We start from the raw sequence: 19,071 nt of genomic DNA, 5'->3' as shown, positions 1-19,071 counted from the left end.
TGGCCTCTCAAGCTGCGGAGCGGATCAGGCTGCGGTGATGCGGCGGCAGCGGCTGGGAGAGCGTGGTGATCAGCTCCTGGATCGAACTCAAATTATGTACCGGGCGGAATTCGTCAACGTGCGGGAGCATCATTTTGATGCCCTGGGCCTTGGCCTCGAAGCCGCCGAACCGCAGCAGCGGGTTGAGCCAGATCAGCCGCCGGCAGGAGCGGTGCAGCCGGTCCATCTCGAAAGCGAGCCTGGAATCGGCCTCCCGCTCCAGCCCGTCGGAGATCAGGAGCACGATGGCGCCCTGGCTCAGCACCCGCCGCGCCCACAATTTGTTGAAGTTGTGCAGCGAGGCCGAGATCCGCGTGCCGCCGGCCCAGTCCTCGACCGAGGCCGAGCAGCTCGCCAGCGCCTCGTCGGGATCGCGCTGGCGGAGCGCGCGGGTAACGTTGGTGAGGCGCGTGCCGAACAGGAATACCGAGACGCGCTTGCGCGCATCCGTGATCGCATGCAGGAAATGCAGGAACAGGCGGGTGTACTCGCTCATCGAGCCCGAGATGTCGAGCAGCGCGACGATCGGCGCCGGCTTCTCGATCCGCCCGAGGCGATGGATGTCGATGATGTCGCCGCCTGTGCGCAAGGATGCGCGCAGCGTGCGGCGGAGGTCGAGGCGCAGGCCCCGCGGATCGGGCCGGTGCCGGCGCGTCAGGAGTTCGGCCTGCGGCAGATGCATCCGCTCGACGGCGCGGAGCGCCTCGCTGATCTCCGCCGCGCTCATCTGCGCAAAATCCTTCTTCTGAAGGATTTCCTTGTCGGACACCGACAGGCGCAGATCCTGCTCCTGATGCTGCGGCGTCTCGGTCATGCGCGGCTGCGACATCGCCTCCTGGACGCGGCGGGCGCCGGCCTGCGGCTTCTTCTTGGCCTGCTCCGGCAGCGGCACCGAATCCAGCATGTGCTTCCATTCCTCCGAGGCGCGGAAGAACAGATTGAAGGCCTGCTTGAAGATCAGCGCATGCTCATGGCGCTTGACGAAGATCGCCTCCAGCGTGGTGAAGACGTCGGAGCGGTTGCCGATGTCGATCACCTGCAGCGCGCTCATGGCATCGATGACGGCCCCTGGTCCCACCGGCATGCCGGCGGAGCGCAGCGCGCGGGCGAAGCCGACGATGTTGTCGGCGAACTGCTCGGTCTGCTCGGGGGCAAGGTGGTTGATGGCCATGGTCTATCCTCGCTCCGTCATTCCGGGGCGTCGCGAAGCGACGAACCCGGAATCCAGAGATTGTGGCGCGAGATTCTCAGGTGCGCAATTGCGCACCAGAGTTCGCGCTGACGCGCGCCCCGGAATGACAAGCTCAACTGACGCGCGTCAATTCTCGCTCGTCGCTTCCTTCAGCACCTTCTGCAAGGCATCGCCCTGCATGCGGGTGATGTCGTCCTGGTACTTGAGCAGCGCGCCCAGCGTGTCGCCGACCACTTGCGGCGTCAGCGAGCGGGCATCTAACTCCGACAGCGCGGTGGCCCAGTCGATGGTCTCGGCGACACCAGGCGACTTGTAGAAGTCCTGGTTGCGCAGCGCCTGCACGAAACGCACGACCTGCTGCGACAGCTTCGCGGAGATGCCGGGCACGCGCGTCTTGACGATGGCAAGCTCGCGCTCGGCGGCGGGATAATCGACCCAGTGATAGAGACAGCGCCGCTTCAGCGCGTCGTGGATCTCGCGGGTGCGGTTGGAGGTGATGATGACGATCGGCGGATGCGGCGCCTTCACGGTGCCGAATTCGGGGATGGTCACCTGGAAGTCACTGAGGATCTCGAGCAGGTAGGCCTCGAACGCCTCGTCGGCGCGGTCGAGCTCGTCGATCAGGAGCACCGGCGGGCCGGCAACGTCGGGCTCCAGCGCCTGCAGCAGCGGCCGCTTGATCATGTAGCGGTCGGCGAAGATGTCGCTCGAGAGTTGATCGCGATCGGTGTCGCCGGCGGCTTCCGCCATCCGGATCGCGATCATCTGCGCCGCGCTGTTCCACTCGTAGACCGCGGAGGAGACGTCGAGGCCCTCGTAGCACTGCAGGCGGATCAGCTTCCGCCCCAGCGCTGCCGACAGCACCTTCGCGATTTCGGTCTTGCCGACGCCGGCCTCGCCCTCCAGGAACAGCGGCCGGCCCATCCGCAGCGACAGATAGGTCACCGTCGCCAGCGACCGCTCGGCCAGGTAGCCGCGCGAGGTCAAGAGTTCGAGCATCGCATCGACCGATGCCGGCAATACAGCTGAAGTATTGGCACCGGAAGTATTGGCCGCTGAAGTCATGAAAGGCCAGTCTCGTTTCTGCCCTCACACGGGGCAAGTCTTGTGCCGGGGAGTGAGGTCACCTCACTCCTTGGCGTTGGCGGCATCGAGGGCACGGCGCGTCAGCACCCCGATCAGATGGGCGCGGTATTCGGCGCTGCCGTGGATGTCGCTGTTGAGGCCTTCCGCCGGCACCTCGATGCCCTCGATCGCCTTCGACGCGAAGCGCTTCTTCAGTGCCTCCTCGAACGCGGTGACACGGAACACGCCTTCGGACCCGGCGCCGGTGACGGCGACCCGCACGTCCGACGGACGGCGCGCCACGAACACGCCGACCAGCGCGTAGCGCGAGGCTTGGTTGCGAAACTTGATATAGGCGGCCTTCTTCGGCAGCGGGAACATCACCTTGGTGATGATCTCGTCGGCTTCCAGCGCGGTCGTGAACAGGCCCTGGAAATACTCCTCGGCCTTGAGGCGGCGCTTGTTGGTGACGATGGTGGCGCCCAGCGCGAGCACCGCAGCCGGATAGTCCGCGGTCGGATCGTTGTTGGCGAGCGAGCCGCCGATCGTGCCCCGGTGGCGCACGGCGGGATCGCCGATCCCGCCGGCAAGGCTTGCCAGCGCCGGGATCGCCTCACCGACGACCGCGGAGGTCGCGACCTCCGCGTGCTTGGCGGTGGCGCCGATCACCAGCGAACGGCCCTTCATGTCGATCGTGTTGAGCCCCTCGATGTGGGAGAGGTCGACCAGATGCGGCGGGCTTGCGAGGCGCTGCTTCATGACGGGAATCAGCGTGTGGCCGCCGGCGATCACCTTGGCGTCCTCGTTCTTCACCAGGAGGTTGGCCGCCTGGCGCACGGTGCCCGGGCGATGATATTTGAATTCGTACATCTGAATGTCCTGATCGCGGGATGCGCGTTACGCGAGATCGGATTTCGCCATCGCCTTGGCGCCGGCGGAGATCGAGGCGACGATGTTCTGGTAGCCGGTGCAGCGGCAGAGATTGCCTTCCAGCTCCTCGCGGATGGTGTGATCGTCGAGCTCGTTGCCCTTGCGGTGCACGATGTCGATCGCGGTCATGATCATGCCCGGCGTGCAGAAGCCGCACTGCAGGCCATGGTGCTCGCGGAAGGCTTCCTGCATCGGATGCAGCGGTGCGCCGTCGGCGGCCAGTCCCTCGATCGTCTTGACCTCGTGACCGTCGGCCATCACGGCAAGCGTGGTGCAGGACTTCACGGCCTTGCCGTCGAGATGCACGACGCAGGCGCCGCACTGCGAGGTGTCGCAGCCGACATGGGTGCCGGTCAGGCGCAGATTCTCGCGCAGGAACTGCACCAGAAGCGTGCGGGGATCGACGTTGGCCGTGACAGGATTGCCGTTCACGATGAGGGAGATTTTTGCCATAAGCACTCTCTATCAGCGCCCCGACGGGTCCCGTCGAAGCGGTTCTTATAATTATTCCAACCCATCATATGGGCCATTGTCCCCTGGGGCAACATCACCCCGGACGCAAGGCGCCATGCCGAAAGGCGATAGGTTTCAGCCCTGTACCGCTAGCCCTGTACAGCTTTGGCGAAGTTCGCGAAAAACTCGTCGGCCAGCTTCTTCGCGGTGCCGTTGATCAGGCGCTGTCCGAGCTGCGCCAACTTGCCGCCGATCTGCGCCTCGACATCGTAGGAGAGCAGCGTGCCGCCGTCCTTCTCCGCGAGCCTGACCGCCGCCCCGCCCTTGGCGAAGCCGGCCACCCCGCCCTCGCCTTCACCTGAGATCTTGTAGCCGTTCGGCGGGTCGAGATCCGAGAGCATCACCTTGCCCTTGAAGCGTGCCGACACCGGCCCGACCTTCATTTTTGCCGTCGCACGGAAGCCGCCGTCCTCGGTCTTCTCCAGCTCCTCGCAGCCGGGGATGCAGGCCTTCAGCACCTCGGGATCGTTGAGCTTGGCCCACACGGCCTCGCGCGGCGCTGCGAGCTGGACTTCGCCGTTCATCGTCATGGCCATGGGGTGCCTCCCGAGATCGCGTCAGAACAATATTGCTCAAGTAACGCACGGACGCCGCAAAGGAAAGAGCGGCTCCGGTCACGTGCAATGCATATTCGCAACTGCAAAAAGCTTGCGTGAGAGGATTTGGATTGGCAGAGCCGGCCCATGATGGTTAGGTCCCGCACGATATGAGCACATCCCTCTCCCCCCTGCTCGCGCCGATGCTGTCCAGCTCGGCCATGCGCGCCGTCTGCGACGACCAGTCGACCCTGCAGAACATGCTCGATTTCGAGGCAGCGCTGGCACGGGCCGAGGCCGCCACGGGTGTGATTCCACAGGCGGCGGTCGGCCCGATCGAAGCTGCCTGCAAGGCCTCCTCCTTCGACATCGCGGCCCTCGCCGACGCCGCGACGCGATCCGGCAATCTCGCGATTCCCCTGGTCAAGGTGCTGACCGCCAATGTCGCGAAAGCCGATGCGGAGGCCGCGCGCTACGTGCATTGGGGCGCGACCAGCCAGGACGTCATCGACACCGCGACCATGCTCACCCTTCGCGCCGGCATCGATGCACTCGATGCCGACCTCAGCCGCGCCATCAAGGGTTTTGCGGCGCTCGCCCGCGCCCATCGCAACACCGCCATGGTGGCGCGGACCTGGCTCCAGCACGCGCTGCCGATGCCGTTCGGGCTCAAGGCGGCGGAGTACGCGTCAAGCCTTGCCCGCGCCCGCTGTCGCCTCAGGCGGCTCCGTCGCGAGGGCCTGGCACTGCAATTCGGCGGCGCCGCCGGCACGCTCGCCGCCCTCGGTGACAACGGGCTCGTCGTTGCGGAACGATTGGCGCGGGAATTAAATCTGCCGCTGCCGGAAGCGCCCTGGCACACCCATCGCGACCGCATCGCGGAAGCTGCATCGGCTTTTGCGATTCTCGCTGGCAGCTGCGGCAAGATCGCGCGCGACGTCTCGCTGCTGATGCAGACCGATGTCGGCGAAGCCTTCGAGCCCGCCGGCGAAGGTCGCGGCGGCTCCTCGACCATGCCGCACAAGCGCAACCCGGTCGCCGCCGCAAGCGCGCTCGGCGCAGCCACCATGGCGCCGCAGCTCACTGCCACGATTTTGGCCGCGCAGGTGCAGGACCATGAGCGCAGCGCCGGACCCTGGCATGCGGAATGGCCGACGCTGCCGCAATTGATGCTGGTCGCCTCCGGCGCGCTCGCGGCGATCGTCGACATCGCCGAGGGCCTCGACGTCGATGCCGCGCGGATGCGCAGCAATCTCGATGCGACGCACGGGCTGATCATGGCCGAGGCCGTCACCTTCGCGTTGGCAGACAAGATCGGCAAGAGCGACGCGCACCACCTGATCGAGGCCGCGAGCAAGCGCGCGGTCGCAGAGAAGAAGCATCTGCGCGAGGTACTGTCAGCCGATTCGCAGGTCACCGCGCATCTCGCTCCGGAAAAAATTGCGGCATTGTTCGAGCCGATGGCCTATCAAGGGGCGTCGCAAGCTCTGATCGACCGGCTGCTCGACAGCCTCGATCGCGAATAAAACGGAGACGCCCGCATGCCCATGATCGATGCCGACGGTTGCCTGCTCAACGTCTCCGTCGAGGGCCGCGACGGCGGGCCGACCCTGATGCTCTCCAACTCGCTCGGCTGCACGCTGCAGATGTGGGAGCCGCAGATGAAGGCGCTGACGCAGGTGTTCCGCGTCATCCGCTATGACCGCCGCGGCCACGGCAAGTCCAATGTTCCGCCCGGCCCCTACACGATGGAGCGGTTCGGCCGCGACGTGCTCGCGATCCTCGACGACCTCAACATCGAGAAGGTGCATTGGTGCGGCCTGTCGATGGGCGGCATGGTCGGGCAATGGCTGGGCGCGAATGCGCCTGAAAGATTCGGCAAGCTCATCCTCGCCAACACCTCCTGCTATTACGCCGAGCCGACCAAATGGCTGGAGCGCATCGACGCGGTGAAGAAGGGCGGCATCGCAGCGGTCGCCGATGCCGTGCTCGCGGGATGGCTCACCCAGGATTTCCGCGAGCGCGAGCCCGAGATCACCGCGCGGATGAAATCGATGCTGGTTGCCTCCCCCGTCGAAGGCTATCTGGCCTGCTGCGAGGCGCTGTCGACGCTCGACCAGCGCGCGCTGCTGCCGAAGATCAAGAGCCCGACACTGGTGATCGCCGGCCGCCACGACATGGCAACGCCGATCTCGGCGGCCGAGCTCATCCGCGCGAACATTCCCGGCGCCAGCATGACCATCATCGACGCCGCGCACATTTCCAACGTCGAGCAGCCGCACGCGTTCACGGATGCGGTGGTGGGATTCTTGACGCAGCGTTGATTGCGCCTGTCGTCATTCCGGGGCGATGCGAAGCATCGAACCCGGAATCTCGATCGGCATTCGCAACCTCGAGATTCCGGGTTCGCCTCTTCGAGGCGCCCCGGAATGACTGATCCGGAGAAACACCATGGACGACCAGAAGCGCCGCGATGCCGGCATGAACGTCCGGCGAAAAGTGCTGGGCAATGCCTGGGTCGACAAGTCGATCACGAACCGCAACGCCTTCAACACCGATTTCCAGGACCTGATCACGCGCTACGCCTGGGGCGAGATCTGGACGCGGCCACATTTCGACGAGCGCACGCGGCGGGTGCTCGTCATCGGTACCATGGTCGCCCTCGGGCAATGGGACGAATTCCGCCTGCACGTGCGCGCGGCGCTCGCCGAGGGCGGCTTCACGCCCGATGACATCAAGGAAATCCTGCTCCAGCAGGCGATCTATTGCGGCGTGCCGGCGGCGAACCACGCCGTCAAGGAAGCCTCAGCGATTGTGCAGGAGCTCGGCCTGCTCAAGTCGTAGCGGCTCAAGACTTGGCGGCGCGGCAGCCTCGACGGCCTTGGGCGCCGCCTCCGGCCGCTCGATCACCAGCACGATCGCAGCCCCCAAGAGCAGCAGAAGCTCGGTGGCATGCAGGCGGAGGGCGGCCATCTCGCCGACCTTCGAGGCCATGACCATGCTCGCAAACGAGATCAGGCTGCCGATCACGAGCGCAATGGCGAGCGCCTCGTCACTGCCGCCGTTCTTGCGGGTCCGGGGAATGCAGAGCAGCGCGAGGTAGATCGCAAAGAACGCCACGACCGTCAGCCGTCCCAGCGCCAGCAGCCAGGCCGCGCGCACCGTATCCATCCCCGCCATCTGGAGATGATCGCTGAGGAACAGCGCCACCGCGACGCTCGGCCGCTCGTAGAGGCCGTGCACCGGTGCAACAAAGATGTTGAAGGTGACCAGCGCCCAGGCCGGAATGAAATAGGCCGCCAGCAGCGCGCCGTTGACCGAGCCGATCCGCCAATTCCTGAACATGCCGCTACCCGCTTCGCCTGCCATCCGCCTCCGAGGGGAAGGCTTTGCGGGGAGCTAACTCGCATCAGACTGCGGCGGCAATTTAAACCCTTCGTTTACCTTAACTGGCCCCCGCGCCTTCGTCATTCCGGGGCAATGCGCAGCATTGAACTATGGTGCGCAATTGCGCACCTGAGAATCTCGAGATTCCGGGTCTGGTTCTTCGGACCATCCCGGAATGACGGAGGAATACGCAAAGAAAAAGGCCCCGCCTTTCGGCGGGGCCCTCCTACTCCCGGGCTTCCAAACTATTCGTCCTGATTACGCTGGCCACCCTGCTGGCCGGGCCGATCGCCCTGGCGCATCGGGTCGTTCTGCTGCTGCTGTCCGGGTTTCTGACCGCCGCCCTGCTGCTGCCCTGGCTGACCTGGGCGCTGCTGGCCGGGGGTCTGACTCTGCTGGCCCGGATTCTGGTTCTGCTGCTTCGTCATTCGGGGAAACTCCCTTGTTGGACGTCAGAGGGGTCATAACGGCCGGCCTCCATTTTGGTTGCCCTGCGGAACCCGGTTCCTCGCACCTCGGAACCGCCGGGATGACATCCGTAACCGAAATGACCTCTGTACAAGACCTTCTGCCGAGGCGTGAGCTGTTGCGGCCGCCAGTTCCCTCCTGTTACAAAACCGGCAGAACGCTCAAGGGCTGCCGGGGCCCAAGAACTCTTCTCGAAGAGCTCCCTTTGAGCCGCGTCAGGTTTGGTAACGGCAGTCTTGGGTAACGGCAGTCCATGGATTATTTCGCCCAGCAGCTCATCAACGGCCTCGTCCTGGGCTCCATCTACGGCCTGATCGCGATCGGCTACACGATGGTCTACGGCGTCGTCGGCATGATCAATTTCGCCCATGGCGACGTCTTCATGATCGGCGGCTTCATCGCCCTGATCACCTTCCTGATCCTGGTTTCGCTCGGCCTCACTGCGATCCCCGTGATCCTGCTCGTGGTGCTGCTGGTGTCGATGGCGATCACCGCGCTCTACGGCTGGACCATCGAGCGCATCGCCTACCGCCCGCTGCGCCATTCCTTCCGCCTCGCCCCGATGCTGTCGGCGATCGGCATGTCCTTCGTGCTGACCAATTATTCGCAGGTGGCGCAAGGCGCCCGGGTCAAGCCGATCCCGCCCTTCATCACCGGCGGCTACACCTTGCATGAGAGCACGGACGGCTTCGTCATCCAGCTCTCCAACATCCAGATCATGGTGGTCGTCACCACCATCGTGCTGCTGGCGATCTTCACCTGGCTGGTGTCGCGCACGCGGCTCGGACGCGACATGCGCGCCTGCGAGCAGGACCAGACCATGGCGGCGCTTCTCGGCGTCGATGTCGACCGCACCATCTCCATGACGTTCGTGATCGGCGCGGCGCTCGCCGCGGTCGCCGGCCTGATGTACCTGCTCTATTACGGCCTGGTCGACTTCTTCATGGGCTTCGTCGCCGGCATCAAGGCGTTCACCGCGGCTGTGCTCGGCGGCATCGGCTCGCTGCCGGGTGCCATGCTCGGGGGTCTTGCGATCGGCCTGATCGAGACGTTCTGGTCGGCCTATTTCTCGGTCGAATACAAGGACGTCGCGGCGTTCTCGATCCTGATCGTCGTGCTGATCTTCATGCCGACCGGCCTGCTCGGCCGTCCCGAAGTCGAAAAAGTCTGACGGGCGCGCGCGTGACGGCTCCCTCGCTCAATACCGCCAAACCTGCAACGGGCATCCTTGCTCTCCTCAAGACCGCCTTCATCAACGCCCTCGTCGCGCTGGTGTTGTTCTCGCTGATGGTCGGCATCCGTACCGAGGCAGGCTCCGACGGCCAGCTCACCTATATGACGCGTTTCGGCGAGCTCGCCTCTCTCGTCGGCATCGTGTTCGGCGGCTCGATCGTGATCGAGCTATTGCGGCAATGGATCGGCCCGACCGGCACCGAGAAGCTGGTGCCGCCGGCGATACAAAGCGGAATGTCGTTCGTCGGCCGCTACCTCGCGCCGGCGCTTCTGATCTTCACGCTGCTGGTACCCGTCATTTTCTATAACCAGCGCTACATCCTCGATCTCGCGATCCTCGTACTCACCTATGTGATGCTGGGCTGGGGATTGAACGTGGTGGTCGGGCTCGCCGGCCTGCTCGATCTCGGCTATGTCGCATTCTATGCGGTGGGCGCCTATTCCTACGCGCTGCTCGCCACCAATTTCGGCTGGTCGTTCTGGGTCTGCCTGCCGCTCGCCGGCATCCTCGCCGCGTTCTGGGGCGTGCTGCTCGGCTTCCCCGTGCTGCGCCTGCGCGGCGACTACCTCGCCATCGTGACGCTGGCCTTCGGCGAGATCATCCGCCTCGTCATCATCAACTGGCAGAGTTTGACCGGTGGTCCCAACGGCGTCTCCGGCATTCCCCGTCCCACCTTCTTCGGCATTCCGCTCGACAACAGCGATGACGGGTTAGCAGCGAAACTCGGCATCGAGTACTCCTCGACCCACCGCATCGTCTTCCTGTTCTACCTGATCCTGGCGCTGGCGCTGCTCACCAACTGGGTGACGATCCGCCTGCGCCGCCTGCCGATCGGCCGCGCCTGGGAGGCCTTGCGCGAGGACGAGGTCGCCTGCCGCGCGCTCGGCATCAACACCACGACGACGAAGCTCACGGCATTTGCGACCGGCGCCATGTTCGGCGGCTTCGCCGGCGCGTTCTTCGCCACCCGGCAGGGCTTTATCAGCCCGGAATCCTTCACCTTCCAGGAATCGGCGCTGGTGCTGGCCATCGTCGTGCTCGGCGGCATGGGCTCGCAGCTCGGCGTTGCGCTCGCCGCGCTCGCCATGATCGGCGGCTTTGAGCTGTTCCGCGGCCTCGAGACCTACCGCATGCTGGTGTTCGGCATGGCCATGGTGCTGATCATGATCTGGCGGCCGCGCGGCCTGATCGGCCATCGTGCCCCGACCGTGTATCTGACCAAGGCGCAGGCGATCTCCTCCGACCTCGTCAAGGAAGGGCACGGATGAGCGGCGACGAGATGAGCGACAAGATTGGCGACAAGATTCTTGGCGTCGACCGGCTGACCATGCGCTTCGGCGGCATCGTCGCGGTGCAGGACCTCTCCTTCGCCGCCGAGCGGAAGAAGATCACCGCGCTGATCGGACCGAACGGCGCCGGCAAGACCACCGTCTTCAACTGTATCACCGGCTTCTACAAGCCGACCGGCGGCACCATCCGCCTCGCCCATGACGACGGCCGGGTCGTCGCGCTGGAACGGCTGAACGATTTCCGCATCGCCAAGCAGGCCAAGGTCGCGCGCACCTTCCAGAACATCCGCCTGTTTCCCGGCATGACCGCGCTGGAAAACCTGATGGTGGCGCAGCACAACGCCCTGATGCGCGCCTCCGGCTTCACCCTGCTCGGCCTCGTCGGCGCCCCCGTGTACCGGGACGCCGAGAAGCACGCGATCGATCTCGCCACCGACTGGCTGAGGCGCGTCAACCTGCTCGACCGCGCCGACGACGCCGCGGGCAACCTCGCCTATGGCGACCAGCGCCGGCTCGAGATCGCGCGCGCGATGTGCACCGAGCCCGCGCTTTTGTGCCTGGACGAGCCCGCCGCCGGCCTCAATGCGCGCGAGAGCGCCGCTCTCAGCGAGCTTTTACTCTCGATCCGCAACGATGGCACCTCGATCCTGCTGATCGAGCACGACATGTCGGTGGTGATGGAGATCTCCGACCACATCGTGGTGATGGATCACGGGGTGAAGATCGCACAAGGCACGCCGCGCGAGGTCCGCGACGATCCCAAGGTGATCGCCGCCTATCTCGGCACCGACGAGGAAGAGGCGGCGGCCGTGATGGAGGGCGGGACGTGACGGCGGCACCCACTCCCCTGCTCGCGATCCGGTCCCTGCGCGCCGCCTACGGCAAGATCGAGGCGCTGAAGGGCGTCGACGTCGAGATCAATGCCGGCGAGATCGTCGCCCTGATCGGCGCCAACGGCGCCGGCAAGTCGACGCTGATGATGACGATCTTCGGCAAGCCGCGGGCCCACGCCGGCCAGATCCTGTACGAAGGCCGCGACATCACCGACGTGCCGACCCATGAGATCGCGCATTTGCGCATCGCGCAATCGCCGGAGGGCCGCCGCATCTTCCCGCGCATGAGCGTGGCGGAAAACCTCCAGATGGGGGCCGATGCCACCGGGTGCACCGATGCGGAGCGCGAGGCGACGCTCCAGCGCGTCTTCACGCTGTTTCCCCGGCTGAAGGAACGCTACGCCCAGCGCGGCGGAACCCTGTCCGGCGGCGAGCAGCAGATGCTGGCGATCGGCCGCGCCTTGATGAGCCGACCCCGCCTGCTCCTGCTCGACGAGCCCTCGCTCGGGCTCGCGCCACTGATCGCCCGCCAGATTTTCGACGCGATCCGCACCCTAAACCGGCAGGACGGCCTGACCGTCCTGATCGTCGAGCAGAACGCCAACCATGCGCTCAAGCTCGCCCACCGTGGCTATGTCATGGTCAACGGCCTGATCACGCTGGCCGGGACCGGCGCCGAGTTGCTGCAGCGCCCTGAGATTCGCGCCGCCTATCTGGAAGGCGGCCGGCACGGCTGAGTGCGGCCATCTGCAGCGCAATGTGGCGAGATATCTCCGCCAATGCCCGTATTTTGCCGGTGACTTCTCCTCGAATTCATTCAAGAATGGCGCCGGTTTGGACCGGGCATGCCCGGCGACTTCCACAGGCGACCACCCGCGAGGTATCTCATGAAATCACTGAAGCTCATCGGTCTGGCATTCGGCGCGTCGATCGCGCTGTCGAGCGCGGCATTCGCGCAGGATGTCACCATCGCAGTCGCAGGCCCGATGACCGGCGGCGAGTCGGCCTTCGGCCGCCAGATGAAGAACGGCGCCGAAATGGCGGTGGCGGATATCAACGCCGCCGGCGGCGTCAACGGCAAGAAGCTTGCGCTCTCGGTCGAGGACGATGCCTGCGACCCGAAGCAGGCACGCTCGATCGCCGAGAAGATCGCCGGCGCCAAGATCCCCTTCGTCGCCGGGCACTATTGCTCGTCGTCGTCGATTCCCGCCTCCGAGGCCTATGCGGACGGCAACGTCCTTCAGATCACCCCGGCCTCGACCAACCCGCTCTTCACCGAGCGCAAGCTCTGGAACGTGGCGCGCGTCTGCGGCCGCGACGATCAGCAGGGCCTGATCGCGGCGCAGTACATCGCCAAGAACTTCAAGGGCAAGAACATCGCGATCCTCAACGACAAGACCACCTACGGCAAGGGTCTTGCGGACGAGACCAAGAAGGCGCTCAACAAGGCCGGCATCACCGAGAAGATGTACGAGTCCTATAACAAGGGCGACAAGGACTTCAACGCGATCGTCTCGCGCCTGAAGCGCGACAACATCGACCTCGTCTATGTCGGCGGCTACCATCAGGAGAGCGGCCTGATCCTGCGCCAGATGCGTGACCAGGGCCTCAAGACGGTGCTGATGGCCGGCGACGCGCTCGCCGACAAGGAGTACGCCTCCATCACCGGCCCCGCCGGCGAAGGCACCCTGTTCACCTTCGGCCCCGATCCGCGCAACAAGCCGACGGCCAAGAAGATCGTCGACGCCTTCAAGGCCAAGAACATCGACCCCGAAGGCTATACGCTCTACACCTACGCGGCGATGCAGGTGTGGTCGCAGGCGGCCAAGAAGGCCGGCACCACCGACGCCAAGAAGGTCATGGAGGCGATGAAGGCCGGCAAGTGGGACACCGTGATCGGCCCGATCGAGTATGACGCCAAGGGCGACATCAAGCAGATCGATTACGTCGTCTACAAATGGGACGCCAAGGGCGGCTACACCGAGATCAAGGGCAGCGGCACCTAACGCGCTTGCCGGGCCTCAGGCTGCCATCCAACCCTCACAACGCCCCGGCTTGCCCGGGGCGTTTCTTCTTGCGCCAAAGTCAGACGGCTGCGGGCAGCTCTCCGCCCGCCGCGGCCTGGGCCTTCCGCAGTGCCTGCAGGAGGTCGTTCGGCCGAAACGGCTTTTGCAGGCAGACCACATTGGCGAGGTGAGGCGCTTGGTCCAGGAAATCCAGCGTCGTCATCCCGGACACCGCAATGATGGGGAGTCCCGGCGCACGCTCGCGCAGGCTCGCGATGACGTCGACGCCGCTGGTGTCACCAAGGAAGATATCGACGATTACCGCGTCACACGGGCTTTCCGCGAAGGCTTTCAGCCCGGCCGCACCGCTTTCGGCCTCCACGACCTCGAAGCGATTGACCCGTAGAACGATCGCGACCATCGCGCGGACGTCCTTCTGGTCGTCGATGATGAGAACGCGGGGCATAGGGAACAACTCCCGGATATTGAGATCAAATCGAATGATTCAAACCTGGAACCCATCACGGCGGAAGGGCATTATGGCACCGTCCAGTAAAGCGCATCTTACCCGTCCCCTATACCGCGTCCCCACCAAAATTAAGTAAACTGTAACCTTCGGTTGAGTCGCCGCCGCAACGGTACAGGATACGAGCCTATAACCCGCTACCATAGAGCCGGCCCACGGCAACCCGAATGACGTCGACGATGATGGCGAAGACCGGTCTGCGAGAGGTGGACGTGCCCGCAACGATCGACCGAAGCACATTCCTTTCGACCCTGCCGGCCGCCTCGACCGACCGCACCGCCGCATTGGCGATCGTCGGCGTGTCCGCGATCCTGTTCGCGCTGGCCGTCCCCTTCGCAGGTATCCCGCTCCTGCCCGTTCCCGCCTTTGTCGCGAGTTATCAGTCCGCCCTTGCCGTCAGCGACACCGTCACCGCGGTGCTGCTGCTGTCGCAGTTTTCGGTTTTGCGGACCCGCGCGTTGCTGTGGCTCGCGACCGGCTATCTGTTCACCGCCGCCGCCGCCGTGGTCCATGCCCTCACCTTCCCCGGCCTGTTCACGCCAACCGGGCTTCTTGGCGCCGGCCGGCAGACCACGGTCTGGCTCTACATGATCTGGCACGCCGGCTTTCCGATCTGCGTGCTGGGCTATGCCTGGTTGAAGGAGGCCGATGGCGGCGCCAGGATTCGCGGCACGACGACCGGCGCGATCTGCGGCATCGTGTTCGGCGTCATCGCCGCCATGGCCGTCTTCGCCTGGATCGTCACGGCCCAGCACGAGTTGCTCCCGGTCCTGCTGCGCGACGGCCGCTACACGCCGACCATGATCGGCGTCGTGTCCTTCGTGTGGTCGCTGAGCTTTGCCGCGCTCGTCTCGCTGTGGTTTCGCAAGCCGCATTCGGTGATCGACATCTGGCTCATGGTCGTGATGTGCGCCTGGCTGTTCGACATCGCGCTCTCGGCGATCGTGAACGTCGCGCGCTTCGATCTCGGCTTCTACGCCGGCCGCCTCTATGGCCTCTGCTCGGCGACCTTCGTGCTCGCGGTGCTCCTGGTCGAGAACGTCCGCCTCCAGGCCCAGACCGCGGGCATGGTCGGCGCATTGAAACGCCGATCGGACGCCGAGCGCGACTATCACGCCGAGCGCGAGCGGCTTTTCACCGCGGTCGTCGAATCCTCCAACGACGCCATCATCACCAAGTCGCTCGACGGCACGATCACGACCTGGAACCACGCGGCCGAGCGCGTCTTCGGCTACTCCGCCAGCGAGGCGGTCGGCCGCTCCATCGACATCATCATGCCGGACGACCAGCTTGAAGACATCGCCGAGAACCTGGCGCGCACGCGCAATGGCGAGGTCATCGACCAGCAGGAGGCGGTGCGGCTGCACAAGAACGGTCAACCGATCGACGTGGTGCTGAGCCAGGTGCCGCTGCGATCAACCGACGGCAAGATCATCGGCGCCTCCAAGGTGGCCCGCGACGTGACGGAGCGGAAGCGAGCCGAGATGGCTCTCAATCGGGAGATCGAGGAGCGCCAGCGCATCTTCGAGACCTCTCAGGACCTGATCCTGGTCACCGATGGTTTTGGCAATTTCATCCAGGTCAGCCCCAGCGTGAAGACCATCCTCGGCTTCAGCCCGGAGGACATGGTCGGGCACAGTGCAATCGAGTTCATCCACCCCGACGACCTCGAGAAGACGCGCGGTGAGATGCGCGCGGCGCGGCGCGGGGCGGTCAAGCGCAGCTTCGAGGCGCGCTACTACCATCACGACGGTCACGAGGTCACGCTGAACTGGATGGGCACCTGGTCCGCGCCCGTGAAACGCCATTTCTTCATCGGCCGTGACCTCACCGAGAAACAGGCTGCCGAGGCCCAACTCAGGCAGGTCCAGAAGATGGACTCCATCGGCCAGCTCACCGGCGGCGTCGCCCACGACTTCAACAACGTGCTGACCGTCATCACCGGCACGATCGGCATCCTGGCGGATGCCGTCGCCGACCGGCCGGAGCTTGCCGCCATCACCAAGCTGATCGACGATGCCGCCGAGCGCGGCGCGCAACTGACCAAGCATCTGCTTGCCTTCGCCCGCAAGCAGCCGCTCCAGCCGCGCGAGATCGACGTCAATGCGCTGGCGCTCGAGGCCGCCAAGCTCCTGCATCCGACGCTGGGCGAGCAGATCACCATCATGCCGCAGCTCACCGAGGATGCCTGGCCGACGCTGGTCGATCCCGGCCAGCTCTCCACCGCGATCCTCAATCTGGCGCTGAACGCGCGCGATGCCATGCCCGACGGCGGCACCCTGGTGCTGGAGACCCGCAACGTCTTCCTCGACGACGGCTATGCCAGCATGAACCCCGACGTCACCGCCGGCAATTACGTGATGATCGCGGTCAGCGACACCGGCAGCGGCATTCCGGCCGATTTGATCGATCGGGTGTTCGACCCGTTCTTCACGACCAAGGAGGTCGGCAAGGGCACCGGCCTCGGGCTCAGCATGGTGTTCGGCTTCGTCAAGCAGTCCGGCGGACACATCAAGATCTACAGCGAGGAAGGCCACGGCACGAGCGTGAAGATCTACCTGCCGCGCTCGACCGGCGTGCAGGAGACCGAGTTCGAGGCGCTCCAGAACGCCCCCATCGCCGGCGGCGACGAGAAGATCCTGATCGTCGAGGACGACGCACTGGTGCGGCAATATGTGGTGACCCAGGTCAAGAGCCTCGGCTATGCGGCGCTGGAGGCCGCCAACGCGGCCGAAGCCCTCACCATCATCGATGCCGACAAGAACATCGACCTGCTCTTCACCGACATCATCATGCCGGGCGCCATGAACGGCCGCCAGCTCGCCGACGAGGCCGCCCGCCGCCGCCCCGACCTGAAGACGCTGTTCACCTCGGGCTACACCGAGAATGCCATCGTCCATCACGGCAGGCTCGATTCCGGCGTGCTGCTGCTGGCCAAGCCCTACCGCAAGTCCGAGCTTGCCAAGATGCTCAGGACCGCGCTGGCGAGTTGAGCCGAAGGTAGCGGTGCGCTATCGCTGATGTCCGCAGCGCACGGAGTGCCGACCTTGAAAAACCTTCTCACCGATATCGCCGGCGTCCGCGTCGGCCATGCCGTGGATGCCAAAATCGCCACCGGCGCGACCGCGATCATCTTCGACCAGCCCGCGGTCGCGGCGATCGACGTGCGCGGCGGCGGCCCCGGAACGCGCGAGGACGCACTGCTCGATCTCGCCAACACCGTCGAGCGCGTCGACGCGATCGCGCTGTCGGGCGGTTCCGCCTTCGGCCTCGATACCGGCGGCGGCGTGCAGGCCTGGCTCGCCGAGCAGGGCCGCGGCCATCGGGTTCGCGAAGCGCTGATCCCGATCGTGCCGGGCGCGATCCTGTTCGACCTCCTCAATGGCGGTGACAAGGCCTGGGGACGCTTCTCGCCCTATCGCGACCTCGGCTACGCCGCGGCCGTCGCGGCCGGCACGGACTTCGCGCTCGGCAGCGTCGGCGCGGGCTTCGGGGCCACCACGGCAACGTTCAAGGGCGGGCTCGGCTCGGCCTCGGCGGTGACGCCTGACGGCGTGAAGGTCGCGGCGATCGTCGCCGTCAACGCGGTCGGCAGTGTCACCGTCGGCGACGGGCCGTGGTTCTGGGCGGCGCCGTTCGAGCTGGGCGGCGAGTTCGGCGGACGCGGCCTGCCCGAGAAGTTCACCGAAGACATGCTGCGCATGCGCATCAAGGGCGGTCCCGCGGCAACCGCGCGCGAAAACACCACCATCGGCGCCGTCGTCACCGACGCGGTGCTGACCAAACCCCAGGCCAAGCGTCTGGCGATGATCGCGCACACCGGTTTTGCCCGCGCGATCTATCCGGTGCATGCACCGACCGACGGCGACGTGCTGTTTGCGGCTGCGACCGGCGAGAAGCCGATCGAGCCGCTGGCCGGCCTCACCGAGCTCGGCACGGTCGCAGCCAATGTGGTCGCGCGCGCGATCGCCCGCGGCGTCTACAGCGCGACGGCATTGCCCTTCCCCGGCGCGCAGCCGGCGTGGAGGGATCGGTTCGGCGGGTAGTTAAGCGCCCGTCACACATCAGGTGTCATCGCCCGGCGGAGACCGGGCGATCCAGTATTCCAGAGACAGGAGTGATTTAACCGAGACGCCGCGGCGTACTGGATGCCCCGCTTTCGCGGGGCATGACAGCGTAATTTGCCGAGAGAGCGCTCTTAGCTCACACGCTCATCGACATGGACGAGCCGGCAGTCGCTGAGGCGCCTTGGCCCTGTCCGCCTTGCCGCTGCATCAACTGCGCGAACAGATCGTAGGCCGAATTGGCGGAGGAGCTGGAGGCGCCCGGCACCGTGGTCGACATCTTGAAGCCGTCGGCATAGGTGACGGTGGTGGTGGTCGAGCCGTCGGCATTGGTCGTCGTGGTCGAGGTCGATCCGCCGCTCGACGACGACGAGGAATCCGAGCCGCTGCCGGAGGCATCGCCCGCGCCGCTCGCGCCATGGGCATGGTGACCGCGGTGACCGCTCGTCAGCGCCTTCGACATCTCGTCCAGGCTGACGCTGCCGTCGGAATTCGAATCCATCTTGGAGAACACGTCATCGGCCTGCGCCAGATTAGTGCCGCCGGCCCCGAGCGCACTCTCGAACTCGGACTGGGTGATGTTGCCGTCACCGTCGGCATCGATCTGCGAGAACAGATCCTTCAGCGCCGCGTCCCGGCTCGTCGGTGTCGAGGAGGTCGAGCTCGACGAAGTCGAACTGGACGCGCTGCTCGCGCCGTCGCTCGACCGGCTCTGCGCGGCGATCAGCGCGCTCATGGTCTCCGACGAAATCTGCGCGCAATTGCCTGAATTGACCGACGAGGTCGCCCCACTGGTCGTGCTGCTGCCGCTGTCGATCGCGAACGGATTGGTCGGCGCGCTCTGCGCGGATCCCGTCTTCTGCGTCGACGACGACGATTTCGAGTTCGTCAGCGACTGGATCGCGTCGAGCGCACTCGAGACGGCGCCAAGGGCGAACAACATTGCACAACTCCAACCGATGCGCGGCATGCCGCGGCCAATGTTCTGC

The 19,071-nt window shown here is 65.6% G+C and carries 19 protein-coding genes; 10 read left to right on the top strand and 9 right to left on the bottom strand.

Going from position 1 to position 19,071, the window contains the following annotated elements; translation table 11 throughout:
• Positions 1 to 7: 7 nt before the first annotated feature.
• The 5 genes from XH79_RS33510 to XH79_RS33490 form a co-directional block, all read right to left on the bottom strand.
• The gene (locus tag XH79_RS33510; protein WP_271584448.1) at positions 8 to 1,210 is read right to left on the bottom strand and encodes a vWA domain-containing protein; all 1,203 of its coding nucleotides are present in this window, start codon (positions 1,208 to 1,210) and stop codon (positions 8 to 10) included.
• A gap of 147 nt (positions 1,211 to 1,357) precedes the next feature.
• Positions 1,358 to 2,296: an AAA family ATPase gene (locus XH79_RS33505; protein WP_212343212.1), complete on the bottom strand. Its 939-nt coding sequence runs from the start codon at positions 2,294 to 2,296 to the stop codon at positions 1,358 to 1,360.
• A gap of 63 nt (positions 2,297 to 2,359) precedes the next feature.
• Complete coding sequence (locus XH79_RS33500) at positions 2,360 to 3,166, bottom strand: FAD binding domain-containing protein (protein WP_271584447.1); 807 nt, start codon at positions 3,164 to 3,166, stop codon at positions 2,360 to 2,362.
• A gap of 27 nt (positions 3,167 to 3,193) precedes the next feature.
• Positions 3,194 to 3,679, bottom strand: coding sequence for a (2Fe-2S)-binding protein (locus tag XH79_RS33495; protein ID WP_008137528.1), 486 nt, complete (start codon positions 3,677 to 3,679; stop codon positions 3,194 to 3,196).
• A 149-nt stretch (positions 3,680 to 3,828) separates the two neighbouring features.
• Positions 3,829 to 4,275, bottom strand: a complete 447-nt coding sequence (locus XH79_RS33490; protein WP_271584446.1) for an SRPBCC family protein — start codon at positions 4,273 to 4,275, stop codon at positions 3,829 to 3,831.
• A gap of 170 nt (positions 4,276 to 4,445) precedes the next feature.
• On the opposite strand from XH79_RS33490, the gene XH79_RS33485 reads away from it, so the two are divergent.
• The 3 genes from XH79_RS33485 (at position 4,446) to XH79_RS33475 (ending at position 7,119) form a co-directional block, all read left to right on the top strand.
• Positions 4,446 to 5,801, top strand: a complete 1,356-nt coding sequence (locus tag XH79_RS33485) for a 3-carboxy-cis,cis-muconate cycloisomerase (RefSeq protein WP_271584445.1) — start codon at positions 4,446 to 4,448, stop codon at positions 5,799 to 5,801.
• A gap of 15 nt (positions 5,802 to 5,816) precedes the next feature.
• Complete coding sequence (gene pcaD, locus XH79_RS33480) at positions 5,817 to 6,599, top strand: 3-oxoadipate enol-lactonase (RefSeq protein ID WP_271584444.1); 783 nt, start codon at positions 5,817 to 5,819, stop codon at positions 6,597 to 6,599.
• 127 nt (positions 6,600 to 6,726) lie between these two features.
• On the top strand, positions 6,727 to 7,119 hold the full coding sequence (locus XH79_RS33475; RefSeq protein WP_130369245.1) for a carboxymuconolactone decarboxylase family protein: 393 nt from the start codon (positions 6,727 to 6,729) through the stop codon (positions 7,117 to 7,119).
• Here XH79_RS33475 and XH79_RS33470 read toward each other — a convergent pair.
• Positions 7,081 to 7,620: a hypothetical protein gene (locus XH79_RS33470; protein ID WP_212343306.1), complete on the bottom strand. Its 540-nt coding sequence runs from the start codon at positions 7,618 to 7,620 to the stop codon at positions 7,081 to 7,083. The genes XH79_RS33475 and XH79_RS33470 overlap by 39 nt on opposite strands.
• Positions 7,621 to 7,907: 287 nt before the next feature.
• Complete coding sequence (locus XH79_RS33465; RefSeq protein WP_212343207.1) at positions 7,908 to 8,090, bottom strand: hypothetical protein; 183 nt, start codon at positions 8,088 to 8,090, stop codon at positions 7,908 to 7,910.
• Positions 8,091 to 8,383: 293 nt separating this feature from the next.
• On the opposite strand from XH79_RS33465, the gene XH79_RS33460 reads away from it, so the two are divergent.
• The 5 genes from XH79_RS33460 (at position 8,384) to XH79_RS33440 (ending at position 13,492) form a co-directional block, all read left to right on the top strand.
• Positions 8,384 to 9,301, top strand: coding sequence for an ABC transporter permease subunit (locus XH79_RS33460; protein ID WP_271584443.1), 918 nt, complete (start codon positions 8,384 to 8,386; stop codon positions 9,299 to 9,301).
• Positions 9,302 to 9,312: 11 nt separating this feature from the next.
• The gene (gene livM / locus XH79_RS33455) at positions 9,313 to 10,632 is read left to right on the top strand and encodes a high-affinity branched-chain amino acid ABC transporter permease LivM (protein ID WP_212343206.1); all 1,320 of its coding nucleotides are present in this window, start codon (positions 9,313 to 9,315) and stop codon (positions 10,630 to 10,632) included.
• The gene (locus XH79_RS33450) at positions 10,629 to 11,483 is read left to right on the top strand and encodes an ABC transporter ATP-binding protein (protein ID WP_271584442.1); all 855 of its coding nucleotides are present in this window, start codon (positions 10,629 to 10,631) and stop codon (positions 11,481 to 11,483) included. The genes livM and XH79_RS33450 overlap by 4 nt, the downstream gene beginning before the upstream one ends.
• A complete protein-coding gene (locus tag XH79_RS33445) occupies positions 11,480 to 12,223 on the top strand; it encodes an ABC transporter ATP-binding protein (protein WP_271584441.1) in 744 nt (247 codons plus the stop codon). Before XH79_RS33450 ends, XH79_RS33445 begins: the two co-directional genes overlap by 4 nt.
• A 150-nt stretch (positions 12,224 to 12,373) precedes the next feature.
• Positions 12,374 to 13,492, top strand: coding sequence for a branched-chain amino acid ABC transporter substrate-binding protein (locus tag XH79_RS33440; RefSeq protein WP_212343199.1), 1,119 nt, complete (start codon positions 12,374 to 12,376; stop codon positions 13,490 to 13,492).
• Positions 13,493 to 13,571: 79 nt separating this feature from the next.
• On the opposite strand, the gene XH79_RS33435 is transcribed toward XH79_RS33440, so the two are convergent.
• Positions 13,572 to 13,958 (bottom strand): response regulator, encoded by a 387-nt coding sequence (locus XH79_RS33435; RefSeq protein WP_212343197.1) that lies wholly within the window; start codon positions 13,956 to 13,958, stop codon positions 13,572 to 13,574.
• Between the two features lie 227 nt (positions 13,959 to 14,185).
• Between XH79_RS33435 and XH79_RS33430 the strand changes: the two genes are divergently transcribed.
• The gene (locus XH79_RS33430; RefSeq protein ID WP_212343195.1) at positions 14,186 to 17,011 is read left to right on the top strand and encodes a PAS domain S-box protein; all 2,826 of its coding nucleotides are present in this window, start codon (positions 14,186 to 14,188) and stop codon (positions 17,009 to 17,011) included.
• A 54-nt stretch (positions 17,012 to 17,065) separates the two neighbouring features.
• The gene (locus tag XH79_RS33425; protein ID WP_271584440.1) at positions 17,066 to 18,064 is read left to right on the top strand and encodes a P1 family peptidase; all 999 of its coding nucleotides are present in this window, start codon (positions 17,066 to 17,068) and stop codon (positions 18,062 to 18,064) included.
• A 157-nt stretch (positions 18,065 to 18,221) separates the two neighbouring features.
• Here XH79_RS33425 and XH79_RS33420 read toward each other — a convergent pair whose 3' ends face one another.
• Positions 18,222 to 19,025, bottom strand: coding sequence for an EF-hand domain-containing protein (locus XH79_RS33420; protein WP_271584439.1), 804 nt, complete (start codon positions 19,023 to 19,025; stop codon positions 18,222 to 18,224).
• Positions 19,026 to 19,071 lie beyond the last annotated feature (46 nt).

The sequence above is a fragment of the Bradyrhizobium sp. CCBAU 45389 genome (assembly GCF_028128625.1).
In the GTDB taxonomy this organism is placed as follows: domain Bacteria; phylum Pseudomonadota; class Alphaproteobacteria; order Rhizobiales; family Xanthobacteraceae; genus Bradyrhizobium; species Bradyrhizobium liaoningense_B.
This window is presented reverse-complemented; position numbering and strand designations above follow the sequence as displayed.

What these genes read in the sequence shown, in the direction of transcription:
- XH79_RS33510 (WP_271584448.1), bottom strand. Translation starts at nt 1,210, where the DNA reads ATGGCCATCAACCACCTTGCCCCCGAGCAGACCGAGCAGTTCGCCGAC.
- XH79_RS33505 (WP_212343212.1), bottom strand. Translation starts at nt 2,296, where the DNA reads ATGACTTCAGCGGCCAATACTTCCGGTGCCAATACTTCAGCTGTATTG.
- XH79_RS33500 (WP_271584447.1), bottom strand. Translation starts at nt 3,166, where the DNA reads ATGTACGAATTCAAATATCATCGCCCGGGCACCGTGCGCCAGGCGGCC.
- XH79_RS33495 (WP_008137528.1), bottom strand. Translation starts at nt 3,679, where the DNA reads ATGGCAAAAATCTCCCTCATCGTGAACGGCAATCCTGTCACGGCCAAC.
- XH79_RS33490 (WP_271584446.1), bottom strand. Translation starts at nt 4,275, where the DNA reads ATGGCCATGACGATGAACGGCGAAGTCCAGCTCGCAGCGCCGCGCGAG.
- XH79_RS33485 (WP_271584445.1), top strand. Translation starts at nt 4,446, where the DNA reads ATGAGCACATCCCTCTCCCCCCTGCTCGCGCCGATGCTGTCCAGCTCG.
- pcaD (WP_271584444.1), top strand. Translation starts at nt 5,817, where the DNA reads ATGCCCATGATCGATGCCGACGGTTGCCTGCTCAACGTCTCCGTCGAG.
- XH79_RS33475 (WP_130369245.1), top strand. Translation starts at nt 6,727, where the DNA reads ATGGACGACCAGAAGCGCCGCGATGCCGGCATGAACGTCCGGCGAAAA.
- XH79_RS33470 (WP_212343306.1), bottom strand. Translation starts at nt 7,620, where the DNA reads ATGTTCAGGAATTGGCGGATCGGCTCGGTCAACGGCGCGCTGCTGGCG.
- XH79_RS33465 (WP_212343207.1), bottom strand. Translation starts at nt 8,090, where the DNA reads ATGACGAAGCAGCAGAACCAGAATCCGGGCCAGCAGAGTCAGACCCCC.
- XH79_RS33460 (WP_271584443.1), top strand. Translation starts at nt 8,384, where the DNA reads ATGGATTATTTCGCCCAGCAGCTCATCAACGGCCTCGTCCTGGGCTCC.
- XH79_RS33450 (WP_271584442.1), top strand. Translation starts at nt 10,629, where the DNA reads ATGAGCGGCGACGAGATGAGCGACAAGATTGGCGACAAGATTCTTGGC.
- XH79_RS33440 (WP_212343199.1), top strand. Translation starts at nt 12,374, where the DNA reads ATGAAATCACTGAAGCTCATCGGTCTGGCATTCGGCGCGTCGATCGCG.
- XH79_RS33435 (WP_212343197.1), bottom strand. Translation starts at nt 13,958, where the DNA reads ATGCCCCGCGTTCTCATCATCGACGACCAGAAGGACGTCCGCGCGATG.
- XH79_RS33430 (WP_212343195.1), top strand. Translation starts at nt 14,186, where the DNA reads ATGACGTCGACGATGATGGCGAAGACCGGTCTGCGAGAGGTGGACGTG.
- XH79_RS33420 (WP_271584439.1), bottom strand. Translation starts at nt 19,025, where the DNA reads ATGTTGTTCGCCCTTGGCGCCGTCTCGAGTGCGCTCGACGCGATCCAG.